This is a genomic window from Kangiella sp., from assembly GCF_014762745.1.
GTDB lineage: Bacteria > Pseudomonadota > Gammaproteobacteria > Enterobacterales > Kangiellaceae > Kangiella.
The window spans coordinates 14,373-39,226 of sequence record NZ_JABURJ010000112.1 but is presented as its reverse complement, the minus strand read 5'-3'; the positions used below and the strand labels follow the sequence as shown (position 1 = coordinate 39,226).

Below are 24,854 nucleotides of genomic sequence, written 5' to 3'. Positions count from 1 at the left end.
TTAATCAGCAAAAAGTGATTTCAACATCGAAATGTTATCAGTAGCGAGCTGCTCCTGTTCTTCTTCGGTTAGCGGCTTGCGCTTTGCATCCCAGTCGAGGTCATCCTGAGGGAGCTCCTCAAGAAAACGACTGGGTTCGCAGGCCATTACTTCACCATACTTTGAACGTTTTTTGCAAAGGGTAAAAGTCAGAGTTTTCTGTGCTCGGGTAATGCCAACATAAGCGAGGCGTCTTTCTTCTTCGATATCATCGTTTTCAATGCTGGACTTGTGAGGGAGAAACTCTTCTTCCATACCTACCAGATAAACATGCGGGAATTCAAGACCCTTGGCTGCGTGTAAAGTCATCAGCTGTACTTCGTTGGATTCCTCTTCTTCTTTTTCATTGCGATCCAGCATATCGCGTAACATCAGATTAGCTACGGCTGCGGCGAAAGGATTTGGATCCTGCTCATTGTCATCAATACCTTTCTCTACCCAACCTAGTAATTCTTGAATATTATTCCAACGGTATTCAGCTGCCTTAGGTGTGCTGGAGGTTTCGTGTAGCCAGGAGTGATAACCGATACGTGCTACCAGATCATGAATAACGCCCACGCTATCACCTCGCTCGGCATTATCCGCAGCGCGAGAAATTAAATCAGAGAAACGACGGACATTTTCCAGGCCCTTACCTTGCAAGTGCTGCTCCAGACCGATTTCCTGGGTGGCGGCAAACAAACTGATATGTCGCATATTGGCGTAGGAGCCCAACTGTTCCAATGTTGTTGGGCCAATACCGCGACGGGGTGTATTGGCAATGCGCAAAAAGGCATTATCGTCATCTGGATTAGTCAGCAAACGCAGGTAAGCCATAATGTCTTTAATCTCTGCGCGAGAGAAGAAGGATGTGCTTCCGGAAATTTTATAGGGAACATTATTGGCAATTAAAGTACGTTCAAAAATTTTTGCCTGATGATTGCCACGATACAAAATGGCAAAGTCTGAATAGCGACCATTTTTTGTGCGCACCTTGCGGCTGATAATCTCAGTGACTACTTTTTCCGCTTCAGCATCTTCATTGGGACAGGTGACGACTTTCAGTGGATCCCCATAAGGTTTGTCTGACCACAACTTCTTTTCAAAGGCATGGGGATTATTTTCGATCAGAACGTTGGCTGCTTTAAGAATGCGGCCGTAAGAACGGTAATTCTGTTCGAGCTTAATAACTTGTAAATTAGGATAATCTCTGGCTAATTGATCAAGATTTTCAGGCCGAGCACCGCGCCATGAATAGATAGACTGATCATCATCACCGACCACTGTAAAATTGCCAAACTGACCGACCAGATGTTTGATTAATTCATACTGGCTGGTATTGGTATCCTGATATTCATCGACCAGCAAATAGCGAATTTTGTTTTGCCATTTTTCACGAACTTCCGGATCATCGCGCAACAATAAAGTTGGAATCAGGATCAGGTCATCGAAATCAACCGCATTGTAAGCTTTCATGCTGCGTGCATATTTTTCGTAGACCTTGGAGAAAATAAGCTGCTCCTGATCTTTGGCATGATTGATTGCATGCTCAGGAAGAATCAGATCATTTTTCCAGGCCGAAATTTGTTGTTGCAGACGAAACAGCAATTGCTTGTCGCTTTCAGCTACCTTGAACCCCAGATCTTTAATCAGCGCCAGACTGTCCTGATCATCGAAAATAGTAAAGTTGGACTTCATGCCGAGCTTTTTATATTCGCGACGAATAAAGTTAAGGCCAAAGTTATGGAAGGTCGAAACCGTCAGGCCCTGAGTAGCGTTTGCACCGGCCAGTTTACTGACTCGCTGTTTCATTTCGCGAGCAGCTTTGTTGGTAAAGGTTACGGCAATAATATTGCGGGCGGGTATTGCTTTTTCTTTGATTAGATAGACCATCTTGCGCGTAATCACACTTGTTTTACCACTGCCAGCACCGGCCAATACCAGGAGCGGACCTTGAGTGGCTAAGAGTGCTTCACGTTGTTTTTCGTTGAGTTGTGGTAGTGACAAAAGGCTGCAAGAGGATTAATCAAAACTGGCGGCAAGTTTAGCAATTTGCCGCCAGCAAAGACAATGGAAAATCAAGAAATGGGCTGGACACTCAATATCAGTTGTTGTCTTTTTGTACAAACAAGGGCATTTTCAGATACTTACGTCCGTTGGTCTCATCCTGCGGTAACTCAGCAGCGCGAATATTTAATTGAACCGACGGATAAATCAAACGGGGGACATCCAGAGTCGAGTCTCGCTTGGTGCGGATTGCGACAAATTCGTCTTTATTGTTATGCGCCTGCTGCAAATGGACATTTTGCTTCATATCGACCACAGTGATGCCTGTTTCCGGTTCACGGCCATCGGGATAGTCATGACACAACCACAATTTATAGTCATCCGGGAAGGAAACGAGGAATTGCAGGCTGTCGAACAGTTTTTCGGCATCACCGCCGGGGAAGTCACAGCGCGCGGTGCCTGTGTCGGGGTGGAAGAAGGTATCGCCAATAAACAGATTGCCTTCAATCAGGTAACTCATGCTGTCGTTGGTGTGGCCGGGGGTTGGGTAAGCGGTAAATTCGTAAAAGCCGAAAGGAAGCTTTTCACCCTTGGCCATCAGGCGGTCAAACTGGCTGCCATCAATTGGCATATCAATATTGAAAAACTCGCTGAAATGGCTTTGCACCTCTTTTATACCTTCGCCGATAACAATTTTGCCGCCAAGCTGCTGTTTTATATGTTGGGCCGCAGAAATGTGATCTGCGTGGGCATGAGTTTCGAGTATCCATTGTAAGCTGAGGGAGTTTTGTTTAATGTAATCAATAAGTTGGTTGGCGGACTGATAGCTAACTTTGCCTGAGCTGAGGTCGTAGTCCATGACCGGGTCAATAATAGTGGCTATTTTTTGATCAGGATCAATAAGGATATAACTCCAGGTGCCAGTATCATCGTGATAGAAGGATTTAATTTCGATAGACATGCTATATTGAATCAATAAATTTGCTAGTTAGGATAGTTTATTGCTTGAATATTAGCAAACACTAATCTACAATATATTAGCTATCTCTAATGAATGCCTAATAAAGAGCTTAATGGAAGGTCCTATGAAACAGTCTCTGCTTAAATTCTCGATGACGAAGCCCAAGTGGGTTTTCATCATGACATTGCTACTGACAGCAATTACCGGAGCCATGATCCCGAACATCGTGGTGGATACGGATCCGGAGAATATGCTGGCTGAAGATCAGGCGTCGCGTGTCTATCACAATGACGTTAAAGATCGCTTTGACCTGTATGACATCATTGTGGTTGGTGCAGTCAACCATGGCGAGCAGGGGATTTTTAACCCACAGTCACTACAGGCTATTAAACAGCTGACCGATGGTATTGCAGAGATTGAAGGAGTGGTAGCGCCGGATATGATGGCCCTATCAACCGTGGACAATATCAGTCAGGAAGGCCCGGGCACCATTCGCTTTGAATGGTTGATGAAAGAGGCTCCAGAGACTCAGCAGCGGGCTGACTGGATTAATCAGCAGGTGGAACGCCTACCATTATTACAGGATACCCTGGCCTCGGGCGATGATAAGGCAACGGCGATATATGTGCCTATTCTGGATAAAGATGAAAGCTATCGTATTTCAGAGGAAATCAGAGGCTTAATTAGCCAATTGGATTCAGAGGATGAATACCACATTACCGGTTTACCGGTAGCCGAAGATACTTTTGGTTATCAGATGTTTGTGCAGATGGGAATTTCAGCACCGCTGGCAGCTTTAGTCATTTTCATCCTGATGTGGGTATTCTTTCGTAACTATAAATTTATTGCGGCGCCTATGATTATCGCCATGGCGACGGTGATTATCACCATGGGGTTGCTGATTGGCATGGGCTTTACCGTACACATCATGAGCTCGATGATTCCGATCTTCCTGATGCCAATTGCGGTGGTGGATTCCATCCACATCATGTCAGAATTTGCCGATAGCTATAAGCCGGGGCGTGATCGCAAAGAGGTGATTAAAGAAGTCATTGGTCATCTATTCACACCCATGTTGTACACCAGTGTGACTTCGGCGGTGGGTTTCTTCTCGTTATTACTAACGCCAATTCCACCGGTACAGATTTTCGGTGCCTATGTTGGTTTTGGTATTTTGTTGGCATTCCTGCTAACCATCATCTTTATTCCAGCCTATCTTGTTGCATTAAAGCCAAAAGCGCTGGCGTCATTGCAGACAGAAGCGAAAAAAGAAGATGCATTGCAGAAAGTGCTGCACAAGATTGGCAAAGGCAGCCTGGCAGCCAGCAAGCTGGTGACAGTATTCTTCGTTGCGGTGGTGGCGTTAAGTGTCTGGGGTATTACGCAGATTCAGATTAATGATAACCCTGTGCGCTGGTTTAAGGCGGATCATGAAATTCGGGTGGCGGATAAGGTGCTCAATGAGCACTTTGCCGGAACCTACGATGCTTACCTGATTTTAGAAGCAGATGATGCAGTGGCTAAAGACGAGTGGATGAGTGCGGTCAGTGTGATCGAAGACGATACATTACGTAGCGAAATCGAGGGCGTCATGCAAAACGAAAATGCACTGGCAACACAACTGAATCAGGTCATTATCCTGTTGGAAGATAAGTTGTTTGATGCAACCGATGAGCAGGCTGAGATTTTGGAAAACTTGATCATGCAGACTGATAAAGCGCGGATCAAAGTTGCCTATTTCCAGCAGCCAGAAATTCTGCATGAAATAGAGGAATTACAACAGGCGTTGGCGGACAGTGGTTATGTCGGTAAAAGTAATTCGTTAGCTGATGTGGTTAAAACGGTGACCCGTGAATTAAAAACCGGTCAGCCAAAAGATTTTGTTATTCCAGATAGTCAGAATGGTGTAGCACAGGCGTTGTTGCAATATCAGTCATCGCATAGACCGCAGGATCTGTGGCATATGGTGACTAAGGAGTATGACTCAACAGCGGTCTGGCTACAGTTAACCAGTGGTGATAACCAGGATATGACGAAGGTGGTGGAGTTTGTTGAACAGTACTTTGCGGAAAATCCATTACCGGATGGTGTTAAGGCACAATGGGCCGGTAAGAGTTATCTTAACATGGTCTGGCAGGATGAAATGGTCAAAGGCATGTTGGACAGTTTGATGAGCGCCTTTGTGGTAGTGCTATTGATGATGATCATTTTATTCCGCAGCATTCTGTTTGGATTGCTGGCTATGTTGCCATTAAGTATCACCATTCTGTTTATTTACGGACTGATTGGCTGGGTGGGCAAAGACTATGACATGCCGATTGCAGTCTTATCGTCCTTGACGCTCGGTTTGTCGATTGACTTTGCAATCCATTTCTTGGAGCGCTCTCGAGAGATCTTCAAGCAGACAGGAGGCTTTAAACAAACCATGGTCAAAATGTTTGAAGAACCGGCATCAGCAATCAGTCGTAATGCGATTGTGATTGCAATTGGTTTTACACCATTACTGTTCGCGCCATTAGTGCCCTACATAACAGTAGGTTTCTTCCTGGCAACCATTATGGCTGCGTCAGCAGTGGTAACACTGGTCTTATTACCGGTGGCGTTAAAAGCTACACGCAAGTGGGCATTTAAATCATAAGGAGGCTTTACATGAAAAGCTTACACAAAAGTTTGAAGCAAAAAGTTTTAGCATTATTGGTAACTGGTCTCGCCCTGCCAATGATGGCCGCCAGCCTACAGGTAGCGGAAAGCGACAGCGAATTAAGCGTTGAAGAAATTATTAGTAAGGCAAATAAAGTGTCCTACTATGCAGGAGATGATGGCCGTAGTGATGCGCGTATGATGATTGTCGATAAAGATGGTAATCGTCAGTTAAGACAGTTTGTTATTCTGCGAAAAGATATCGAAGATGAAGGCGATCAGAATTTTCTGGTGGTGTTCAGTCGTCCATCCGATGTGCGTGGCACTGTTTTTCTAGTGAATAAGCATGTGGATCGTGATGATGATCGCTGGTTGTATCTGCCTGGCCTGGATTTGGAAAAACGGATCTCGGCAGGTGATAAACGTACCAGCTTTGTAGGATCGGATTTCTTTTATGAGGATGTATCGGGACGTAACCCTGCGCTCGATAGTCATGAGCTAATGGAAGTAACGGATACTGCCTACATTGTCAAAAACACACCGAAGGATAAAGCGAATGTTGAGTTTGCCTATTACATTGCGAATATCAACAAGGAAACTTTTTTGCCGATGACGGTGGAATACTTTAACGATAAAGGTGAAGTCTATCGTCGGATGGACGTTGCTGAAGTTGAAGAAGTGCAGGGTATTCCAACGGTGATGAAATCGAAGATTTCGAATCTGGAAAGTGGCAGTGTTACCTACATGGAATTCCGTCGTCCGGTATATAACATTGGTGTACCTGAAGATGTATTTACTTCACGTTCATTGAGAAATCCGCCAAGCGAATGGTTGGAAGCCGGTCAAGACTAGCAGGCAAAGGAAAAATGATGCGAGTAAAAACACGGATATTCAAATGGTTGATCCTGGGTGGTTTGATAACCACCTATGGACTGCCCGTAAGCATGGCCGCTGAAGAAAATGAATGGGGCGATGTGTGGGAAGAGGAATGGGATGAAGAAGAGTCTTCCAATTGGTCCTGGGCGGGGTTTGTTGAAGCAGGTTACGGCCGTCGGTTGCAAACCGATCCGTTATTTGATGATAAAGAAACCCTGAATGAAATACGCGGACATCTGGAAGCTGATTACAACGGTGAAGATGTAGATTTCAGTTTTCGAGGTGATACCTGGTATGACGGTGTGACCGATGATATGGAGTTGGATATTCGGGAATTAGCCTGGAGCTTTTCTGCGTTCGGAAATACAGATTTTAAAGTTGGTCGTCAAATCAGCACCTGGGGAACCGGAGATTTGGTTTTCCTGAATGATCTGTTTCCAAAAGATTGGCAGTCATTTTTTTCAGGACGCGAAGACACTTACTTGAAAGCGCCGGCAAACTCGGTACGAATCACCAGTTATTTTGATGCACTGAATGTGGATCTGGTTTGGACACCTGTGTTTGAAGAAGATCGTTACATTAATGGCGAGCGATTTTCATTATTTAACCCCATCGTAGGTGACAATATTGGTGGCTTTGATGTGATTAATCCGGTAGAGCCTGATGAAAACTTTGGTAACAGCGAAATAGCGTTGCGTTTATACAAAAATGTGGAAGGCACCGAGTACGCTTTATATGGTTATCGAGGATTCGATAAGCAGCCGGTTGGTATCACCAACAATTTTCGACCAACCTTTCATCGTAAAGATATTTTTGGTGCCAGTGTTCGAGGAAGTATTGAAAGTGGACTTTATAATTTTGAGGTGGCTTACCACGATGCAGCTGAAGATTCTGATGGCACCGATCCCTTTGTTAAAAATTCGCAATGGCGATTCTTAGCTGGTTATGAATCGGAAGTGGCGACGCGATTAACGCTTGGACTTCAGTATTATCTGGAGTGGACACAGGATTATGATGAACTGATTGCGAATTCACCATTCCCGCAATATGAGGGAGAGGAAAAGCGTCATCTGGTGACAACGAGAGTCACCTATCGTACGCCTAAAGATAAGTTTGTCTGGTCACTGTTTGCATTCTATTCGCCGAGTGATGATGACAGTTATTTACGCCCCAGCATGAATTACCGTTTCAGTGATGAATGGTTGTTTACGGTTGGTGCAAACCTATTCAATGGTCAAGAAGCACACAGCTTCTTTGGCCAGTTTGAAGATGCAAGTAACGCCTATGTGCGTGTGAGATATCAATTTTAGGAGGCAATCCTATGGCAGAGAAAAAAATGACCGCCGAAAGAGTACTGATGGCTTTCGCCGGTTTTATGGTTTTATTATCAGTAGTGCTAACCTGGTATGTTCATCCTTATTGGTTGTGGCTAACGGTTTTTGTCGGCGCGAATTTATTCCAGTCAGCATTCACAGGATTCTGCCCGGCCATGATGGTGATAAAGAAGTTGGGTTTTAAAACTGAAAGACAGACTGCAACAGGATCTTAGTAGTTAGAGTTTATGTAGGGACAACTCATGAGTTGTCCCTATGTTTTTTAATATGGTCTGAAATATGGATATTAAGGCTTAACAATTTTGCCGCCGCTTTCGACCCACTGCTTAATTCCACCAGCAACCGAAAACACATTCTTAAAACCAATTTGCTCAAGAGCATGTGCACAACATGCGGAACGGCCACCTGTTGCACAATAGATATATACAGGTTTATTAAGAACTTCTTCTTCAGACAGGCCTTCAACTTCGGGGTGGCTGAATAATTTAAATTCAAGAACGCCTCGAGGAATCGGCAAAGCACCTTCAATAATTCCATCAGCATGTTCAGCTGGTTCGCGAACGTCAATCACCAAAGCATCTGAGCAATCGGTGCACTTAAAATCTTCAATGGAAATTTCTTTAATATTTTGCTTAATCGTACCAATGTAATTTTGTAAACAAGGTTGCATTAACAAGTCTCCTGACAATAGATTTCATGCAGTAGGTGAATGATGCGAGCGACTTCTGTCGATGCCAAGGAATAATAGATGGTTTGTGAATGACGACGGGTGTTCACCAGATCACTTTTACGCAACAAGGCCAAGTGTTGTGATAACGCAGATTGACTTAGTTGGGGAAGCATTTCATTTAACTCACCAACAGATAATTCTTTCTCAAGTAAAATACAGAGAATCATCAATCGCTGTTCGTTGGAAATATTTTTTAGAAGCTTTGCAGCTTCGGCAGAGTGCTGTTGCATCTCATCAGTAAATGCCATAGTGCTAGAGTTAGGTCGTTCATTCATTATCAAATTCTGCCTTAATCTATAACAATGCGCAATTCGCACTTTCTATAAAGGTGAAAAGTCGCGCAATGATTTTAATGCTGGCTGGGAAAAACTTGGGATAAAGTCGCCAGTAGCTGGATTAAAATCATAATCTTGCGACCAGGCTTCTGCATTTTCAATCACTTGCCTGAGTGCATCGACAATAAAGTGGGCCTCTTCATCATGATTAGTTGGATGTAACGAAACTCGAACCCAACCTGGCTTATCAGTCAGATCACCCTGGTCAATTTTATTAGTGATTTCATGGCTTTGTAATTGATCGACGCCTAGCAATAAATGGCCATAAGTGCCGGCGCAGGAGCAACCACCACGAGTTTGAATACCGAACTTATCGTTCAATAAGCGAACAATAAGGTTGTGATGAATGCCAAGAACATAAAAAGATATAATACAAAGTCGCTCCTTCTGTTCACCTTCTAAAATCCGAACGTCAGGAATGGAAGAGAAACCCTCTAGTAAGATGTTGGCGAGATGGGCTTCACGTTGCTGAATTTTATCAACACCCATGGCGTCTTTAAGTTTAAAGGCCAACGCCGCTTTGATGGTTTGTAGGAAACCGGGCGTTCCGCCATCTTCGCGTGCTTCGATATTATCGAAAAAACGATGCTCACCCCAGGGGTTAGTCCAGGACACAGTACCGCCGCCTGGCTGATCCGGCACTTTGCAATCATAGAGTTTTTTATCAAAAATCAGAATACCGCTACTGCCGGGGCCGCCTAGAAACTTGTGCGGTGAGATAAAAATAGCATCCAGCTTGTGTTCCGGATCGGCAGGGTGCATATCAATATCGACATAAGGTGCGGAAGCAGCAAAATCCACAAAGCACAGACCATTATGCTGATGCATGATTTTCGCCATTTCATGGTAGGGCGTCTTAATCCCGGTAACATTACTACAGGCCGTAAAAGAACCAATCTTAACCAATCGATCCTGATACTTTTCAAGCAGTTCGCGCATGTGACCCAAGTCAGGGCGACCACGCGAATCAGAGCGAATAATCTCTAAAGTCACTTCGCACTCATGCCAGGTGGTCTGGTTGGAATGGTGCTCCATGTGAGTCACCAGCACCAATGGCTTTTCATGTTCCTGAATATCTAACCGGTCTCGCCACTTTTCAGGAACGCGCAAACCCAACATGCGCTGGAACTTGTTAATCACCAGTGTCATACCTGAACCTGCAGCAATTAACACATCATTCTCATCAGCGTTAACATGACGCTTAATAATTTGCTGCGCATCATGATAGGCATTGGTCATGGTGGTGCCGGTGAGCGTCGTTTCAGTATGAGTGTTGGCTACATAAGGCCCTAAGGTATTGATAATAAAGTCTTCAATTGGACGATACAGACGACCACTGGCAGTCCAGTCGGCGTATAAAATGGAATCGCCATTTGGCGCAGTATCATAACGGTGGTTCTCGCCAATAATTCCCTGACGGAAAGGCGCAAAATGTTCGGTTAGGCTCATTATAGGAGTAATTGTCTGAAAAAATATGCAAAGAAACTAATATAGACAGGGAGTTACATATAAGCAAGTAACGACTCGACATAAAGCGACTGGCTAGACCAATCTAGCCAGTGCTTTACGAGGGGTGCCGCAAGTGAATCTAATTAGGAGTCCTGATTAAGTATAGACTCATGCACTTCAAGTGCATCATAGCTATTGTCTGAATTGGGACGGACGCCCTTACCCATGCGAATGGCAAGAATACTTTCGACCATGCTTTGATTAGAATCTAACTGAGTGCCAAAACTGGTTTGATGAACCGGGTAGCTGCGAGTTTTACAGCCAATCAGGCCGCAATCTCGAGTTACTACCATAGTCTGGCTGTGAGTGATACTGGGATCTGCCTTTTCACGGGTATGGGTTAAGGTTTGCTGGTCATTGATTACAAACCAGTCATAACCTTTTTCCAGAGTCAGTTGTGCGGCGCGACGCATGGCATAGTCCATCGCCTGCTGACTGTCATCACCACGCATTTTAAAGTGCACGCGATAACTGTTGCCATCCAGCTGTGTGTGACTGTAACCAAAGCCATTGCCAGTGGAAGGACTATAGACAGGCCTTGAAGTACAGGCCGTCAGAAATAGTGTGATGGTTAGTAGCGAAATTAAGTGTTTCATACATAACCTCCGAAAAAAGTAAATGAATTATTGAGCCCAACCTGAGCGAATGGCTTTTTGTTCCTGCTCAGTGTTAAGGAATGTACCGACTGCCATAGTATCAACCAGCTTGTTGATAGCAGAGTCACTACTGGCTGTTTGATAACTGCCGGCTTCAATGGGTTTGTCGTATATGGTTGCGGCCAGTTGCCACCCGTCAGAATTGCGGCAGGCAATACTGTGTTGGCTGTTATTGGGCGTGTTTAACACGAACTGGCGACAAAACTGTTCGTTGGCATTTGAAAAGGAAACACGAGGTAATAAGGTATAACCTTCGGCAAGCGTAATTGGCTTACCACTGATATTGTTATCAAGGCTGGCTGCAATAGTTGACCAGTAGTCTGAATCCTGAACATCATTGATGCGCGACATCAATCCAATAGTCAGGCCAATAATCAAAGCAGCAGCGGTGGCTAAAGGCGCATGATTATTCAGGCCGGACATAATACGCTGCCAGGCTGACAAAGGAGTGACACTTGCAGCAGGCGTCGGCTGCTGGCTATCAATCGAATCCAGAAGCTGAAGCACTGAATCAGGTAGAGGTTTTTCATCAATGGCATGATATGTGGATGACACAATCGCATCGACACTTGCTAGCTGTGCTATCCGGTTCGTCAGAATATCATCAACAGCTAATTGATCACGAATAGCCTCCATCTCAGATTCAGGCAATTCTGAATCAAGGAAAGCAGAAAGCTGTTCATCAGAAAAATGTATCATGCGATTATCCTCATATCGTGATCGTTGAACCATTTGGCCATCGCCTTGCGTGCTCGTGACAATCGGCTCATAACTGTTCCAACTGGAATGTTGAGCAGATCGGCAACTTCTTGGTAACTTAAATCTTCAACAGCAATCAGCGTCAATATGGATTTCTGATCCTCCGGCAGTTGTTGAAGTGCTCTTTGGACCTGTTGTACAGTTAGCTGATTGGTCATAACCTTGTCTCCATCAACAATATCCAGCTGTTGCAGCTCAGGTTTCTGGGTTGCTTCCTGACGAACTTTTTGTGAGCGGTATTCATCAATCCAAAGGTTACGACATACCCGAAAAGCCCATTTAGTCAGATCAACATCACGCGGCAAGTCTTTGGTTAAAAGGCGCTCTAAGGTTGACTGCAATAAATCATCAGCGTCATGTTGATTACCTGTCAAGGAATAGGCAAAACGCCTAATCATTGGGATAATAGGTTCCAGCTTTTGCCTCATGAGTATGCTCCGAATAATAACTCTTTGATTTCAGTGAACAAAAAAATAGCACCAGAATCAATGAGGGTTTTTACCTATTAAAAACTAATAAGTGGCTCATTTACTATGAAGACGGATTAAAAGCATGAATTATTCCATCAAAGTGGGAATTTTTTGCACTCTTCAAACGTCAATTCTATAGAGATTGTATACAATGAAGAAACTATTGGTGACCCTTGCATGAATTATATGAAGTTAGCTGTCCTATTGGTCCTGCTTGGCTGTATAGCAGCACAGGCTGCCGATCAGAGAATTAATAAAGCTATCCGCAATATTGAGGATAGAATTCCTGATATGCGTAATATTCCAATAGATTCTATTGATATCAAGCAACCTCCGATTGAGATGCAAATGCCGGAGCAAGCTCTGGAAGATGTTCAGCAGCGATTAAAAGAACTGGATGTCGCTGCTTTGAAAACACTTGACCCTCTGCAAAATTTGCCCAAAGAGCTACCAATAATGGACAAAGCTGGTCAGACAGTGCTGATTGAAAAAGAAGTAGAGGACGGCTGGCGCGCGGTGGCCAATCAATGGTTATTGATGTTGGATAATCAGGATATCGATCAACTGAATAAAGTAAATGCTGTCATCATAAAAAAAACCGAACTGCAAAGCCTGGATATGGCTCTAGTACAGTTCCGTGTGCCGAATGAGTTTGATTCACTTTCTGTACTGAAAAAACACTTACCTGCCGAATGGATAAAACAATTGGGAAGAAATCATATCTATGAGGCCAACAGTGATCCTGCTGGCGAACAATTGGTTGTACAAGAAGAAGGATTAAAGATACAAAAAGCGGTCTGTGGCAAGAGTGTCAAAGTAGGCTTGATTGATACTGGAGTAGAAGAGAGCCACCAGGCATTTAGTAAAGCTTCCATTCAAGCAAAAAATTTTATGAGTGAGGATATTAGCGTACCAACGGCGCACGGCACTGCGGTAGCAGGATTGCTGATTGGTCAGCATGATGAACTGGTTCCGTTACTGCCTAATGCGACGCTGTATGCGGCATCGGTTTTTTATCCAAGAAATGAATACTCACAGGGCGCAGCCCTGATTAATCTGGTGCAGGCGCTGGATTGGCTGGTGTTAAACAATGTTTCTGTAATCAATATGAGTTTAACTGGGCCGGAGAACCCAATATTGCAACAGGCAATTGAAAGAACCGGTGATAAAGGAACCATGATTGTTGCTGCCGTTGGCAATGAAGGTCCAGCATCACAACCGCTGTATCCAGCAGCGTATCCGGAAGTTATTGGCGCAACCGCTGTTGATAAAAAGCAGCAAATTTATCGCTGGGCAAACCAGGGCGATTATGTTGACTTTGCAGCACTTGGTGTATCGGTATTAACTGCGCGAGCGAGCAATCAGTTGGGCCGAGAAAGTGGCACATCAATTGCTGCGCCCGTGATCAGCTCTTTTGTTGCCTGTTATGCCAACGGATTATCAGAAAAAGAAAATGTAGTTACTGAGCTAAACAAGCAAGTAATAGATTTAGGAAGAGCCGGGAAAGATAAGGTTTTTGGCAATGGATTATTGCATCCATAAAGGGAACAAAGTTTGCTCGGCATCCCTGCTGAGCAATGGACTCTGGTAAACGAATAGCTAACTTAGAACTCAGCTCTCAGGATTAAGCTAATTTGCGTAGCATCATAATCTGCAGAGGGTAAGTTAGATTCTGAATAAGTTTGTTCCAGATGGGTTATCAAGGATAATGAGTCATTAAAGAACAGATCCCAGGTCAGGCTAAAGCTATTTCTGGTATCTTCACGACTTTCTTCAATATCAGGATAGATGCCCTGATAGTCACGCTGATAGTAACGCCAGTTAAGTTTTAACTGATTGCGTTTGCTGAGCCAATTAAACTCGTTGGAATAGGTCGCACGATAATTATCAGCATCATAACTGTAGTAATTAACTTGTGCTGTTTCTTCCTCGTTCTCCAGCCCGAAAGCTATAAAGCTCAAGCCTTGGTTGAAAAAATAGTAGGCGTCAAGCGCAATCACATCGGCATTGGCATCACGATCACTTAAAGTATTAAACGTTTTTTCAATATCAAGCAGCTCAGCGCGAACATAGAAGCTGTTAGCAAATAAGCGGCCAGCGTAGAAACCAGTGCGACTCATATCAAGAAAGCTATCACCAGCCAGTTTGGCATCGATAGAGTGATGATTTGTTCCTAAAGTAACTTCTGTGAAGTCATAAGAAACATCACCGTACAATCGTCCAATATCCAGGTCAAAGTCTGGATTATCTTGATAGGACTTACTCATATAATTGTAACCGGCTTTAATGTTGAAGTTGGAACCAGCCTGCCAGTCACCCTCAGCTTCAAGCTGTAAATGCCTTGCAATGTCGCTAGTAGCCTCATATTGGTCGATTTCTTCAACGGTAAGTTGCGAGTCGCTTTCCAGACCGGCTTCAACAGCGACAGTAAATTCGCCATCTGAGTTTTGAGCTGCAGACAGAGCCTGACTTACTGCCAAAGCACAAACAGGAATTAAGAAGTATTTCATACCATCTCCTATCACAGGAATAAGCTAAACATTAACTATATTCTAATCGAAAAAAAGGCCAGCCGAAGCTGGCCATAATCACTATTAACGACGACCTGGAATTCTATCTTTAATAGAATCGCGAATGTTGCCATCAATAGCATCTTCTACAGTTTCAGTCACCTGCTCTTTAATCGAAGTGCTAACCTGAGCATTAACCGACTGGTTTAATGCTGAGTTAACGGTAGCACTGACTGACTCAGAAACACTGCCTTCAACCTCGGCATTAACGTCGCTGCTTGATTCGGCACTTGCCTCAGTCGAAGAGTCAGAAGTTGCAATTTCAGCTTGAGTAGTTGAGTTAGCAGCAGCATCAATACCGATAGAAGCATTAGGGTTAGCGTTTTCCGCTACTTTTTGCGTGGCCTCAGCAGCTACAGATAAGCCATTCTGAGCAGAGTTACCCACTTCAGACTCGATTTCTTCTTCATCGTCGCTGGCTTGCTCGGTTTGAGTTTGCGCATTAGCGGTTGCATTACCGGCAGTTTCGATACCAATAGTGGCAGCAGAGTCAGCACGCTCGCCGACTTTTTGCGTCGCATCAGCAGCAACTTCAAGACCAGCCTGAGCTGAACCGTCTACCGTAGACTCAACTTCTTCTTCAGTTTCAGATACTTTGGTTTGAGCATCAGCAATAGCATCTGAAGCAGTTTCAAGACCTGCTTCAGCAGCTGCGTCAGCTTCCTCGGTCGCGCTTTGCGTTGCTTCAGCCGCAACCTCAAGCCCCGCTTTTGCTTCTGCATCAGCTTCGGCATCAAGGTTTTGCGCCATCGCAAGACTCGAAGCAAAAGTTAAAGTCGCAAGCAATAATGTAGATTGTGTAAATTTAGACATAATCATCACCTCTTGTTTTATATGCATGTCATTAAGGTGACGTATCAGGGCAAGGTATTATTCTTAACAGATAGGGATAAAGTGAAAAAGATCACATTAAGGCAATCCGCTCTTATAGGATGGGTTAGCATTTATGCGTAACCCATCAAATTATTAATTGGTAACAAATGGGTTACGGCAACTGCGCCAGATACCGCTCCATCTTCCGATAATTCAATGTCTCGCTAATATGATGCGGCTGAATCAACTCTTCACCCGACAAATCCGCTATGGTTCGCGAAACCTTAATAATCCGATGATAGGAACGTGCCGAAAGATTCAATTGCTCCAGAGCTTTATTTAAAAGCATCTTCGCTGAATCCGATAGGCGGCAATGGTCATCAATTTCCCCAGCCTGCAACTGACCATTCAGCTTACCCTGTCTTTTATATTGAGCCTCCTGACATTTCATCACGCGCTCACGTAAATATGCGCTAGTTTCCTGCGGCTTAGCTTCTTTAGGTTTGCCATTGGTCAATTCCTGCTGACTTAACAAGGGCACTTCAACCTGCATATCAATGCGATCCAAAAGCGGCCCAGAAATCTTGCCCAAGTAGCGACGAATGACATCCGGCGAACAGCGACAGGCGCCTTTCGGATTACCATAATGACCACAAGGGCACGGATTGGTCGCGGCAAGAAACATGAAGTTGGCTGGGTACTCCGCCTGATGAGCCGCACGTGAAATCGTAACCTTGCCGCTCTCCAGTGGCTCGCGCAGATTGTCCAACACCTGACGCGAAAACTCGGTCAGCTCATCAAGAAATAAAACACCATTGTGCGACAAGGAAATTTCCCCGGGCTTGGGATGACTGCCGCCACCAATCAAAGCAGGTGCGGAACAGGAATGATGGGGCGCACGATACTTTCGCACAAAAAACTGACTCGCATCAAAACCAAAATGACTGACCGAATAAATCGAAGCCGACTCTTTCGCTTCCTGCTCGGTCATGGGCGACAGAATGGTTTGCATGCGTGAAGCAAGCATACTTTTACCCGTACCGGGAGGACCGATAAATAACAGGTGATGTTTACCCGCTGCCGCAATCGTCAAGGCACGTTTGGCCGACTCCTGGGCAATCACATCCGACATATCCATATCAAAGTCGTAATCATTAACCACTGCGTCATTGATGCATTCGGGTAAAGGTGTGTTACGCATCAACGACTGGCAGACATCCAATAAATGCTTGGCGTGAACCGCCTGCACCGATGGCACCAAACCCGCCTCCGAAGAATTAGCTTCCGGCACAACCAAGGTACGTTGATCTTCAGTGCAAGCCAGCGCCACCGGCAAGACACCCTTAACCGGACGGAGCTCACCAGTCAAAGCCAGCTCGCCAATGAATTCATAATTGGATAAATAATCAGACGGCAACTGCCCAGAAGCCGCCAAAATGCCCAAGGCAATCGGCAAATCAAAACGACCGCCTTCCTTGGGTAAGTCCGCAGGGGCTAGATTGATCGTGATACGTCGCGCCGGAAATTCAAAGTTCGAATTAATAATCGCACTACGCACCCGATCCTTACTCTCCTTAACCGCAGCCTCCGGCAAACCGACAATATTCAAACTCGGCAAACCGTGCGACAAATGTACCTCAACCGTCACCAACGGCGCCTCAATCCCAACCCCAGCGCGGGAATAAACAATAGCGAGAGACATAAATATCCTTATTAAATTATAAATGATCCAATGGGCTTTTAACTGCATTAGCCCCCTTATTCATAACGTGCGTGTAAATCTGAGTCGTCTCGACGCTCTTATGCCCAAGCAACTCCTGCACAGTGCGAATATCGTAACCAGCTTCTAACAAATGAGTCGCAAAAGAATGACGGAAAGCATGGCTCGAAGCATGCTTTGTTATGTTGGCTTGTTTGAACGCATGGTTAAGCACTCTACCAATGGTTCTAGGATGGCGATGATAGCCACGACGAACACCCGTAATCAAATCGGGAGGGTTGGTAGAGGAAGGGAAGACAAACTGCCATCCCCAGGATCTATGGGCATTTGGATATTTCTTACCTAGAGCATTAGGCAAATGCACGCCAGGCCAATCAGAATCTAGTTTAAGACTATCATAGTTAATTTTCAGGTGAGAGAAATGGTCAGAAAGTAATTGAGCGGATAATTTGGATAAAATCGTGACTCTATCTTTTTCACCTTTGCTTTGCCTAACAGTCACAGTGCTTCTTGTGAAATCAATGTCCTTGACGCGTAGCGACAAAGCTTCAGAAATACGCATGCCACTACCATATAAAAGAGAAGCAATAACTTTATATTCCCCCGTGAGAACTGAAAATATCCGGGAAACCTCATCAGGGCTAAATACCGTAGGCAAACGAAGAGGCTTTTTAGAGCGTGTAATACCTGGCAGGACACCCAGAGGATTGCCGATAATCTCTCGATAGAGAAAAGCCAGAGCATTCAAGGATTGTTTTTGAGTGCTTCTACTGACGTTACGTTCAACAACTAAAAAAGATAAATAGTTACTGACATCAGCATCCGATAGATTTTGAGGATGCTCCATTCGATGATAGCGAATAAAATCCTTAATCCAATACAGATAACACTTCTCAGTTTGATAACTGTAATGATTCGTTCGCAGGTATGTACGAATAGATTGTAAAAAAGGAGAGCCAGACATTCCTTGTCCTGTTTGTCGGATTTAGCTGCATACTAAAAAAAGCGTTGCAATTACTAAAGAGCCAATTACTATAAGGCCTGTAGGTCATTGACCATGGTATCTGTAAACCCAATTCAAAAAGAGATACCAGAACAGAAATGTCCGGTTTTATATGGTATTAGCCGGAAAAACGGACATTGAAAATAAATTATTTAAAATCAAAAGGTTATCGGCGACGTCCGGTAATATAATGTTAAAAGGTAAGGATAGACCCCATGGGTGAGTTGTTAGTTGTAGTGCTGGATGCCTTAGTCGGCGGCGTGGTTTTGTGGCTTGCCGCAAAGATTACCCTTGTCGACTTAGCATTGAGTGAGACTGTCATTGCGGCGGGTGGGGCCGCTGCCGTTGCTTTGGTGCCTACGATTGGCTGGTTATTGTCGCTTGTCGTGCTTTTTGTTCTGCTCAAAAAATTCAGCAGAGCAAATATCTGGCCGGATATAATTCTGATGGTTATCGTTAGCAGGTTGGTATCGTTCGTAGCTCTCATGGCCTTGGGTGGCCTGCGATAACTTTTAACAAGTCGCTGTAGTACGCGGCCGATGGCCGCCGGACGCCCTTTTCATTGCGGCTACGCCTCCATTACAAGGTCGCCGCTAAGCTCATTCGTTATAGGGCCAAGGTACTAGGATGAATTACCAAGAATTCAAAAAACAATTGATGCCAGAATTGGATAAGAAAATGGCTGAGATTGGATTTATTAGAAAGAAAACTAGTACCCCCACATATTGGAAGTTTCCGAATGAAGATGAAAGGCTAGCATGGGTCGTATGCTTGAATTTTTCGCATAGAGGTAACCCATTATTTGATGTCCTAATTACTCCTTACTGGATACCTTGCCAGCACAAAGATGAACCATTTCCTCGCGGTGTTGGTTACTTAGGTCATCTGTCGCCTGAGGGGTTTGGGCATGGGCAACATACATGGTGGACTAAAACGCCTGAAGGAGCCCAAAAGTCTATTCAAGAGGTAGTAGATGCTTTATCAGGTCCTGGGCTCGAGTGGTTTCAACAATATTCAACACCAGAAAGGTTATTGAAGGAGATCCCTTCAGCGAAGCTCGCAGCAGACTTAGGGTATTATCAGCAAGCTTCAGAACTCTATAGAAAGAAACTGAAATCTAGTTTCGCGAACCTGCTAATCGAGAAAAAGACCACTCATGCTACGCCTTATGACAGTGTTAGAGACTGGGAAAAAGAGAGGCACGAGAGAATAATTGAAGAGTACGGCGAGGTTTTTCTTAAGCTTGGCTCAAGTGCCACTGATTATGAGCGGGAGCTTTGCTTGGTAGAATCCGAAACTCTAAAAGAAGAAAAGGATAAGTATCAAAAAGATCTTGAAGCTGACCCGAGATCCAGATGGTATAAATCCCAGGTTAAGTATTGCGAAGTACGTATTGATGAGCTTAAACAAAAATTAGATGAATAAACCAGAGAAGCCTATAACAAGGCCAATCAGCATCGCCCCTACGGGGCTGGACCTCGCTACGCTCGGCCGCTTAACTCCGGTGTTATGCATCACAAGTAACTTATACTCATGGATAAAGATCAGAAGAAAAGATTAAAAGCTGAATTCAAGCGGAATGAACAGGAGGCGTTAAAGTCATCCATCCCTATGGAAATCGATGAACTTAAAGATTTGCTGTCATTCCTAGACAGGGAAGATGTACCTCCCTGTGACCATACCCATAAGGAAACTATTGGCTTCCTGAAATCCCGCAATCTAATACCTGAAACGATAGTCCCCTGGCTGCAGGAACATGGTGGCTATTGCGACTGCGAGGTTATCTTTAATGTTTACAACGATGTCGGAGATATCGTTGGTTGGCATTTAGAGGAAGATGAATAATCAGAAAATAATACGCCGAACTCCATGGCGGTCAAGGACTATTATCGTTAGCTAACTTAGGAATACAATGAATCGACTAATCACTTTTTTATTTGTCCTCACTCTTTCAGGCTGTAGTGCTGTATCTGACTATCGCAATATGTCTTCAATCATTCAGTCGGATAATGGGGTTATCGCTAGCTTGGCTGATGAACTTCAGCGAGAACACATGGCGGGTACTTTTGATGGGCTGGTTCTGGTTACTGAGAGTGATGCTGTTTTATTTAAGAGTGCTTATGGTTACGCAGATAGAGAAAGCTCTGTGAAGAATAGTGCTGTCACTATTTTTGATATGGGGTCAATTGCGAAAACGTTTACCGCAGCTGCGGTTCTACAACTTGCCCAGAGTGAAAGGTTGCAGCTTTCCGATACGATTGGAGATTTTTATCCAACGGCACCTGATGAAGTAAAGCCGATAACAATTATGCAGCTCTTGGGGCATTCAAGTGGCTTGGATAACTTTCACAATGATTCTGACTTTGAGTTGATGGATAAAGCCGAGGCTGAAAGCAGAATCTTAGCTATGCCGTTAATTGCTAAGCCGGGCGAGAAAATTGCGTATTCCAATGCGGGCTATACTCTGTTGGCGGCTATCGTCGAGAAAGTGAGCGAGCAGCCCTTTCAGGATTACGTTCACGACAACTTATTGACCCCATTAAACTTGAGCAACACCGGCTTCTATCAAGATCAACGAGTATCAGTAAATAACATAGCTCGTGGTTATGGGGGCGATGACCAAGGCAGTACCACTTTTGAAAAAGGCTTAACCTGGGCGCTAGTTGGTGCTGGTGGTATGGTTACGTCAATTGATGATTTGGCTACCTGGTCTGCTGCACTTAAAAACGGAACGATATTCCCCGCAGGGGCGTCAAATTCAGTTTTTATTGAGGCGAACGAGCGATGGTTGCTAGGTAGTTTGGCTCAGGTCGAAATAAGTGGTGAGTCAATTATTCAGATGGGTGGTAGCACTGACTATGGCTACACCGCTCTGATTCAGTTTGTGCCGAATCGTGATCTTTTAATCGTTCTGTTGTTAAATGCACACGATACTAAATATAAAAATGCAACGCATCATCGGCTAAGCAGAAATCATATATTGCCAATAGTGCTTGGCGAGGGTGCAGACTTACCTTAAATGTTATGGACTAGCCAACTTAATCATTTCTCCGTTTGGTTTTTTGAAGATCAGAACAGCAAAGTCACTGGATTGTAGGTCAAGCCCGACAATGACATGATGGAAGCTTAAATAATTACCTATACAAATCTGTCTTGAAGTCAATTTCCTATAGATTAACAAAGCGTTGGCTGCGTAGTGGTGACATGAAAAGCCGCCCTTGTAAAAAAAGACTAATGATAATAAAGTCTGACAATTAAATTTATAGGGGCTGATCCAGATAACTATAATTTAGTATTATCTGGAAATGAATAAAAGTAGACTCAGCCAATACAAACAGAACCGCCTTATCGAGCACTTTGTGGCTGGTACAACAGCTCGTTGTGCTGCCCAGTTGATTGGCGTAAATGTTAAGACAGCTATTTACTATTATCAGCGTTTAAGGCAGTTGATTTTTAAGTATAGTGAACCATCAGAGCAGCTACTTGGTGAGGTTGAAGTTGACGAGAGTTATTTCGGTGGTAAACGCAAAGGAAAACGAGGTCGAGGCGCAGCAGGTAAAATACCAGTGTTTGGCCTTTTAAAGCGTGGAGGCAAGGTTTTTACGGTGATTATACCCGATGCTAAAGAGCAGACTTTGCTTCCTATTATTCGTGACAAAGTGAAGCCAGACAGCATTGTTTATACTGATACTTTTCGCAGCTATAACGCGTTGGATGTGAGTGAATTTAAGCACTATCGAATCAACCATAGTCAGTTGTTCGCAGATAAGCATAATCACATCAATGGAATAGAGAATTTTTGGAACCAGGCAAAGAGACATTTACGCCAGTTTAATGGTATTCCGAAAGAGCAGTTTCCACTCTATTTGAAGGAATGTGAGTGGCGATTTAATTACAGCGACCCAAAGCTTCAATTAAAGCAATTAAAACAATGGGTTAAAGACGGAATGGGCTAGTTATCTGGATCAGCCCCAATTTATATAATAAAAATTATCCCTCCCTGAGTAACAAGAGTATCTTCAATGTTAAAGGTTTTTAGAGTCGTCAGCCTGATAGAAGGCATTTCATATCTGCTTATATTGTGTGTAACGCTAGGCGTTATTAGTAGAGATTATGTTTTCATTATTGGTATGGGGCATGGCGTTATATTTCTTTTGTATTTCGTATTATCACTGCTAGCTTCGCATCGCCAAAATTGGTCTTTGGGCATTTGGTTGATGGTTTTCTTGGCATCTATTATTCCCTTTGCTTTTATACCAGTGGAAATATTTATCAAAAGAGAACTCACTAAAAATGATTAGAGTAATTTGTGATAACCGTACATAGTTCGACTCTGTCGGGTTCTTGCTCTGTTAAGCTTTACTGTGGCCTCAAATGCGGGCTGATGCCGCGGTTGATTCTTAGGAGGTATTGATGATGCAAACTCGCCGTTTTATTTTTGGGCTCGGTTTCTATCTTATAGCCGTATTCGTTTCGCTTGCTGTTGCTGCGGAGCCGGAACGTGCATACCCGTTAGCCGATGAAGTGCCGGTTGGGCAGGTTCGGATTTTTCAGATTGACGATGGAATTTGGTCTCATATCTCAACGCAGAACTTTGGTGAAGTGGCTTATCCGTCTAATGGGCTAATCGTTCGTGACGGTGATGAGTTGTTGTTGATTGATTCAGCGTGGGGCGCTGATAGCACTGCGGCTCTTCTGGTAGCAATAGAAAAGCAGATAGGGCTTCCCGTAACGCGCGCCATTTCCACACACTTCCATGACGACCGGGTCGGCGGAGTCCAGGTTCTTGGGAAAGCTGGCGTGGAAACATACGCATCAGATCTGACACGCCGACTAGCTAAGGCGGAAGGTAGCGAGGTGCCTGCCCACTCGCTGGGAGAGTTTTCCTCAAGTGGAGATGTAGTGCACTTTGGTCCTGTTGAGGTTTTCTACCCTGGTGCGGCGCACTCTCCCGATAATCTAGTGGTATACGTTCCCTCGGCACGCGTGTTGTTTGGAGGTTGTGCTATTCACGAAGCTTCACGCACAACCGCAGGTAATGTTGCTGATGCTGATCTGATGGAGTGGCCCGTTTCCATTGAACGAATTAAGCAACGCTATTCTGAGGTTGAAGTTATTGTCCCTGGGCATGGTCTACCAGGAGGCCTGGAGTTGCTTCAACACACCGCCAATATTGTTGAAGCACACAAAGTTAGCGTACCGAGTAAATAAGGTATGCAGCATATCAATGTCAGCCAAAGGGAAGTCAAAATCGCTCCTTCGCTATGTTTTTGCCTTCTCTGCTGGAGGCGTTAGACATGACCTGTATCACCAGCTACAAAGTCTTTAGAGAAAGAAGCTTATGGCAAAATATTTAATTTCATTCCCCAGTGCTGCAATGAATGTATCCGATAGTGAGTTGGAGGCGGTGGGTCGCGACGCACACGCCGTGATCGATGAGGCGAAAGCCGCTGGAGTCTATGTCTTTGGTGGTGGTATTGACGAAACGGTGCCCCCCGTTCTAGTTTCAGCCAATGGGTCGGTCGCTGAGGGCGGTTATCCATGGGCGCCACCGCTTGATGGTGGCTTCACTGTGCTCGAACTACCCTCACGCGATGAAGCCATCGCGTGGGCCGCGCGCATCGCGAAGGCTTGTCGTTGTGACCAAGAGCTACGTGTATTCGGGCTCGACCCGCAGTCCTGATGAACACGGCCTAATAATTCATTCAAGCATAAGACGTATCCATAAATTAATCTTCTAAGGAAAACTAATGAACGGTCCAGTAAAGTATGGGGCAATAATTTACTCAAGCGATATAAAGGCGCTTGCTCAGTTTTACACCGAACTGTTTTCGATGAAGGTTATTCGAGAAACTTCAGAATTTATTAGTCTTGCAAAAGATGGATTCAACGTCATTGTTCATACGCCGCCAACAATAATCCCGCAGCAAAATGTAAATACCGTAAAGCTATTTCTAACAGTGGATAATCTTGGAGCAGCTAAGGAAAAAGCGGTGGAGTTAGGTGGAAAGGCTTTTGATGGTGCTTGGTCAAATCCTTTGTTCAGTGTTTGCAATATTGCCGATTCAGACGGTAATCATATTCAGCTGCGTGAGTTCAAACAAGATGAGTAATTTTACTCAGTGTGGCATCGACTAAAAATTTGCACACGGACAAATTAAAGTTTATTCCGCACATTGTTGATAGGCGAGAACCTTATTAAAGTCGCTGGCTTATCGGGTCACGCCCGACAATGACATATGGTGACAAAGTTATGGGATTAAGTAATCAATCATGCCGCCAAATGGGTGCGTCCAATTTATGGGCAGCTTTATTAGGTGCTATCACAGCAATGAAGACTGCTCTTTATATGGTAATTAGTGGTGTTTTATATGATTAAGCTTTCGGCGTACACTAATTAGTCATTCAGTAAATATTCATCAGTATAATAGTACTGCATTAACTTGTAGCTAA

The 24,854-nt window shown here is 44.3% G+C and carries 26 protein-coding genes; 14 read left to right on the top strand and 12 right to left on the bottom strand.

Annotated elements, in window-relative coordinates; translation table 11 throughout:
• Nucleotides 1-2,025, bottom strand: coding sequence for a DNA helicase Rep (rep, locus tag HUJ19_RS09540; protein ID WP_290623807.1), 2,025 nt, complete (start codon nt 2,023-2,025; stop codon nt 1-3).
• A gap of 97 nt (nt 2,026-2,122) precedes the next feature.
• Entirely contained in the window at nt 2,123-2,986 is an 864-nt protein-coding gene (locus HUJ19_RS09535) for an MBL fold metallo-hydrolase (protein ID WP_290623805.1), read from the bottom strand.
• A 124-nt stretch (nt 2,987-3,110) separates the two neighbouring features.
• Here HUJ19_RS09535 and HUJ19_RS09530 point away from each other — a divergent pair, with 124 nt between their 5' ends.
• From HUJ19_RS09530 to HUJ19_RS09515, 4 genes are read left to right on the top strand one after another with little or no spacing between them, the layout of a single operon-like run.
• Nucleotides 3,111-5,624 carry an MMPL family transporter gene (locus HUJ19_RS09530; protein ID WP_290623803.1) on the top strand — a complete coding sequence of 838 codons (2,514 nt, stop codon included), beginning with the start codon at nt 3,111-3,113 and terminating at the stop codon, nt 5,622-5,624.
• An 11-nt stretch (nt 5,625-5,635) separates the two neighbouring features.
• On the top strand, nt 5,636-6,478 hold the full coding sequence (locus tag HUJ19_RS09525; protein ID WP_290623801.1) for an outer membrane lipoprotein-sorting protein: 843 nt from the start codon (nt 5,636-5,638) through the stop codon (nt 6,476-6,478).
• A gap of 14 nt (nt 6,479-6,492) precedes the next feature.
• Nucleotides 6,493-7,812 (top strand): hypothetical protein, encoded by a 1,320-nt coding sequence (locus HUJ19_RS09520; RefSeq protein WP_290623799.1) that lies wholly within the window; start codon nt 6,493-6,495, stop codon nt 7,810-7,812.
• A gap of 26 nt (nt 7,813-7,838) precedes the next feature.
• Complete coding sequence (locus tag HUJ19_RS09515) at nt 7,839-8,051, top strand: DUF2892 domain-containing protein (RefSeq protein ID WP_367273999.1); 213 nt, start codon at nt 7,839-7,841, stop codon at nt 8,049-8,051.
• A 71-nt stretch (nt 8,052-8,122) separates the two neighbouring features.
• On the opposite strand, the gene HUJ19_RS09510 is transcribed toward HUJ19_RS09515, so the two are convergent.
• The 6 genes from HUJ19_RS09510 to HUJ19_RS09485 all read right to left on the bottom strand — a co-directional run bounded on the left by HUJ19_RS09510 (nt 8,123) and on the right by HUJ19_RS09485 (nt 12,223).
• Complete coding sequence (locus HUJ19_RS09510; protein WP_290623794.1) at nt 8,123-8,506, bottom strand: rhodanese-like domain-containing protein; 384 nt, start codon at nt 8,504-8,506, stop codon at nt 8,123-8,125.
• A complete protein-coding gene (locus HUJ19_RS09505) occupies nt 8,506-8,841 on the bottom strand; it encodes a metalloregulator ArsR/SmtB family transcription factor (RefSeq protein ID WP_290623792.1) in 336 nt (111 codons plus the stop codon). Before HUJ19_RS09505 ends, HUJ19_RS09510 begins: the two co-directional genes overlap by 1 nt.
• A 45-nt stretch (nt 8,842-8,886) precedes the next feature.
• Nucleotides 8,887-10,350, bottom strand: coding sequence for an aminotransferase class V-fold PLP-dependent enzyme (locus HUJ19_RS09500; RefSeq protein WP_290623790.1), 1,464 nt, complete (start codon nt 10,348-10,350; stop codon nt 8,887-8,889).
• A gap of 143 nt (nt 10,351-10,493) precedes the next feature.
• Nucleotides 10,494-11,006: a hypothetical protein gene (locus HUJ19_RS09495; protein WP_290623788.1), complete on the bottom strand. Its 513-nt coding sequence runs from the start codon at nt 11,004-11,006 to the stop codon at nt 10,494-10,496.
• Nucleotides 11,007-11,033: 27 nt separating this feature from the next.
• Nucleotides 11,034-11,765 (bottom strand): hypothetical protein, encoded by a 732-nt coding sequence (locus HUJ19_RS09490; protein ID WP_290623786.1) that lies wholly within the window; start codon nt 11,763-11,765, stop codon nt 11,034-11,036.
• Nucleotides 11,762-12,223 carry an RNA polymerase sigma factor gene (locus HUJ19_RS09485; RefSeq protein ID WP_290623785.1) on the bottom strand — a complete coding sequence of 154 codons (462 nt, stop codon included), beginning with the start codon at nt 12,221-12,223 and terminating at the stop codon, nt 11,762-11,764. The genes HUJ19_RS09490 and HUJ19_RS09485 overlap by 4 nt, the downstream gene beginning before the upstream one ends.
• Nucleotides 12,224-12,481: 258 nt before the next feature.
• Between HUJ19_RS09485 and HUJ19_RS09480 the strand changes: the two genes are divergently transcribed.
• Nucleotides 12,482-13,837: a S8 family serine peptidase gene (locus HUJ19_RS09480; protein ID WP_290623784.1), complete on the top strand. Its 1,356-nt coding sequence runs from the start codon at nt 12,482-12,484 to the stop codon at nt 13,835-13,837.
• A gap of 62 nt (nt 13,838-13,899) precedes the next feature.
• Here the strand turns inward: HUJ19_RS09480 and HUJ19_RS09475 are convergent, their stop codons facing one another.
• From HUJ19_RS09475 to HUJ19_RS09460, 4 genes are all read right to left on the bottom strand, one after another.
• A complete protein-coding gene (locus tag HUJ19_RS09475) occupies nt 13,900-14,805 on the bottom strand; it encodes a hypothetical protein (protein ID WP_290623783.1) in 906 nt (301 codons plus the stop codon).
• 84 nt (nt 14,806-14,889) lie between these two features.
• Nucleotides 14,890-15,678: a hypothetical protein gene (locus HUJ19_RS09470; RefSeq protein WP_290623781.1), complete on the bottom strand. Its 789-nt coding sequence runs from the start codon at nt 15,676-15,678 to the stop codon at nt 14,890-14,892.
• A gap of 172 nt (nt 15,679-15,850) precedes the next feature.
• Entirely contained in the window at nt 15,851-17,380 is a 1,530-nt protein-coding gene (locus tag HUJ19_RS09465; protein WP_290623779.1) for a YifB family Mg chelatase-like AAA ATPase, read from the bottom strand.
• Between the two features lie 16 nt (nt 17,381-17,396).
• Complete coding sequence (locus tag HUJ19_RS09460; RefSeq protein WP_290623777.1) at nt 17,397-18,362, bottom strand: integron integrase; 966 nt, start codon at nt 18,360-18,362, stop codon at nt 17,397-17,399.
• Nucleotides 18,363-18,616: 254 nt separating this feature from the next.
• On the opposite strand from HUJ19_RS09460, the gene HUJ19_RS09455 reads away from it, so the two are divergent.
• The 9 genes from HUJ19_RS09455 (at nt 18,617) to HUJ19_RS09415 (ending at nt 24,514) form a co-directional block, all read left to right on the top strand.
• Complete coding sequence (locus HUJ19_RS09455) at nt 18,617-18,910, top strand: hypothetical protein (RefSeq protein WP_144820884.1); 294 nt, start codon at nt 18,617-18,619, stop codon at nt 18,908-18,910.
• A gap of 118 nt (nt 18,911-19,028) precedes the next feature.
• Nucleotides 19,029-19,826 (top strand): hypothetical protein, encoded by a 798-nt coding sequence (locus HUJ19_RS09450; protein WP_290623774.1) that lies wholly within the window; start codon nt 19,029-19,031, stop codon nt 19,824-19,826.
• A 108-nt stretch (nt 19,827-19,934) separates the two neighbouring features.
• On the top strand, nt 19,935-20,246 hold the full coding sequence (locus tag HUJ19_RS09445; RefSeq protein ID WP_290623772.1) for a DUF2695 domain-containing protein: 312 nt from the start codon (nt 19,935-19,937) through the stop codon (nt 20,244-20,246).
• 67 nt (nt 20,247-20,313) lie between these two features.
• Nucleotides 20,314-21,420 carry a serine hydrolase domain-containing protein gene (locus HUJ19_RS09440; RefSeq protein WP_290623770.1) on the top strand — a complete coding sequence of 369 codons (1,107 nt, stop codon included), beginning with the start codon at nt 20,314-20,316 and terminating at the stop codon, nt 21,418-21,420.
• 286 nt (nt 21,421-21,706) lie between these two features.
• Complete coding sequence (locus HUJ19_RS09435; RefSeq protein ID WP_290623768.1) at nt 21,707-22,357, top strand: IS1595 family transposase; 651 nt, start codon at nt 21,707-21,709, stop codon at nt 22,355-22,357.
• Between the two features lie 66 nt (nt 22,358-22,423).
• A complete protein-coding gene (locus tag HUJ19_RS09430; RefSeq protein WP_290623766.1) occupies nt 22,424-22,702 on the top strand; it encodes a DUF3817 domain-containing protein in 279 nt (92 codons plus the stop codon).
• Between the two features lie 112 nt (nt 22,703-22,814).
• On the top strand, nt 22,815-23,612 hold the full coding sequence (gene bla / locus HUJ19_RS09425; RefSeq protein WP_290623764.1) for a subclass B1 metallo-beta-lactamase: 798 nt from the start codon (nt 22,815-22,817) through the stop codon (nt 23,610-23,612).
• 130 nt (nt 23,613-23,742) lie between these two features.
• On the top strand, nt 23,743-24,084 hold the full coding sequence (locus HUJ19_RS09420) for a hypothetical protein (protein ID WP_290623762.1): 342 nt from the start codon (nt 23,743-23,745) through the stop codon (nt 24,082-24,084).
• A gap of 67 nt (nt 24,085-24,151) precedes the next feature.
• Complete coding sequence (locus tag HUJ19_RS09415; RefSeq protein WP_290623761.1) at nt 24,152-24,514, top strand: VOC family protein; 363 nt, start codon at nt 24,152-24,154, stop codon at nt 24,512-24,514.
• Nucleotides 24,515-24,854 lie beyond the last annotated feature (340 nt).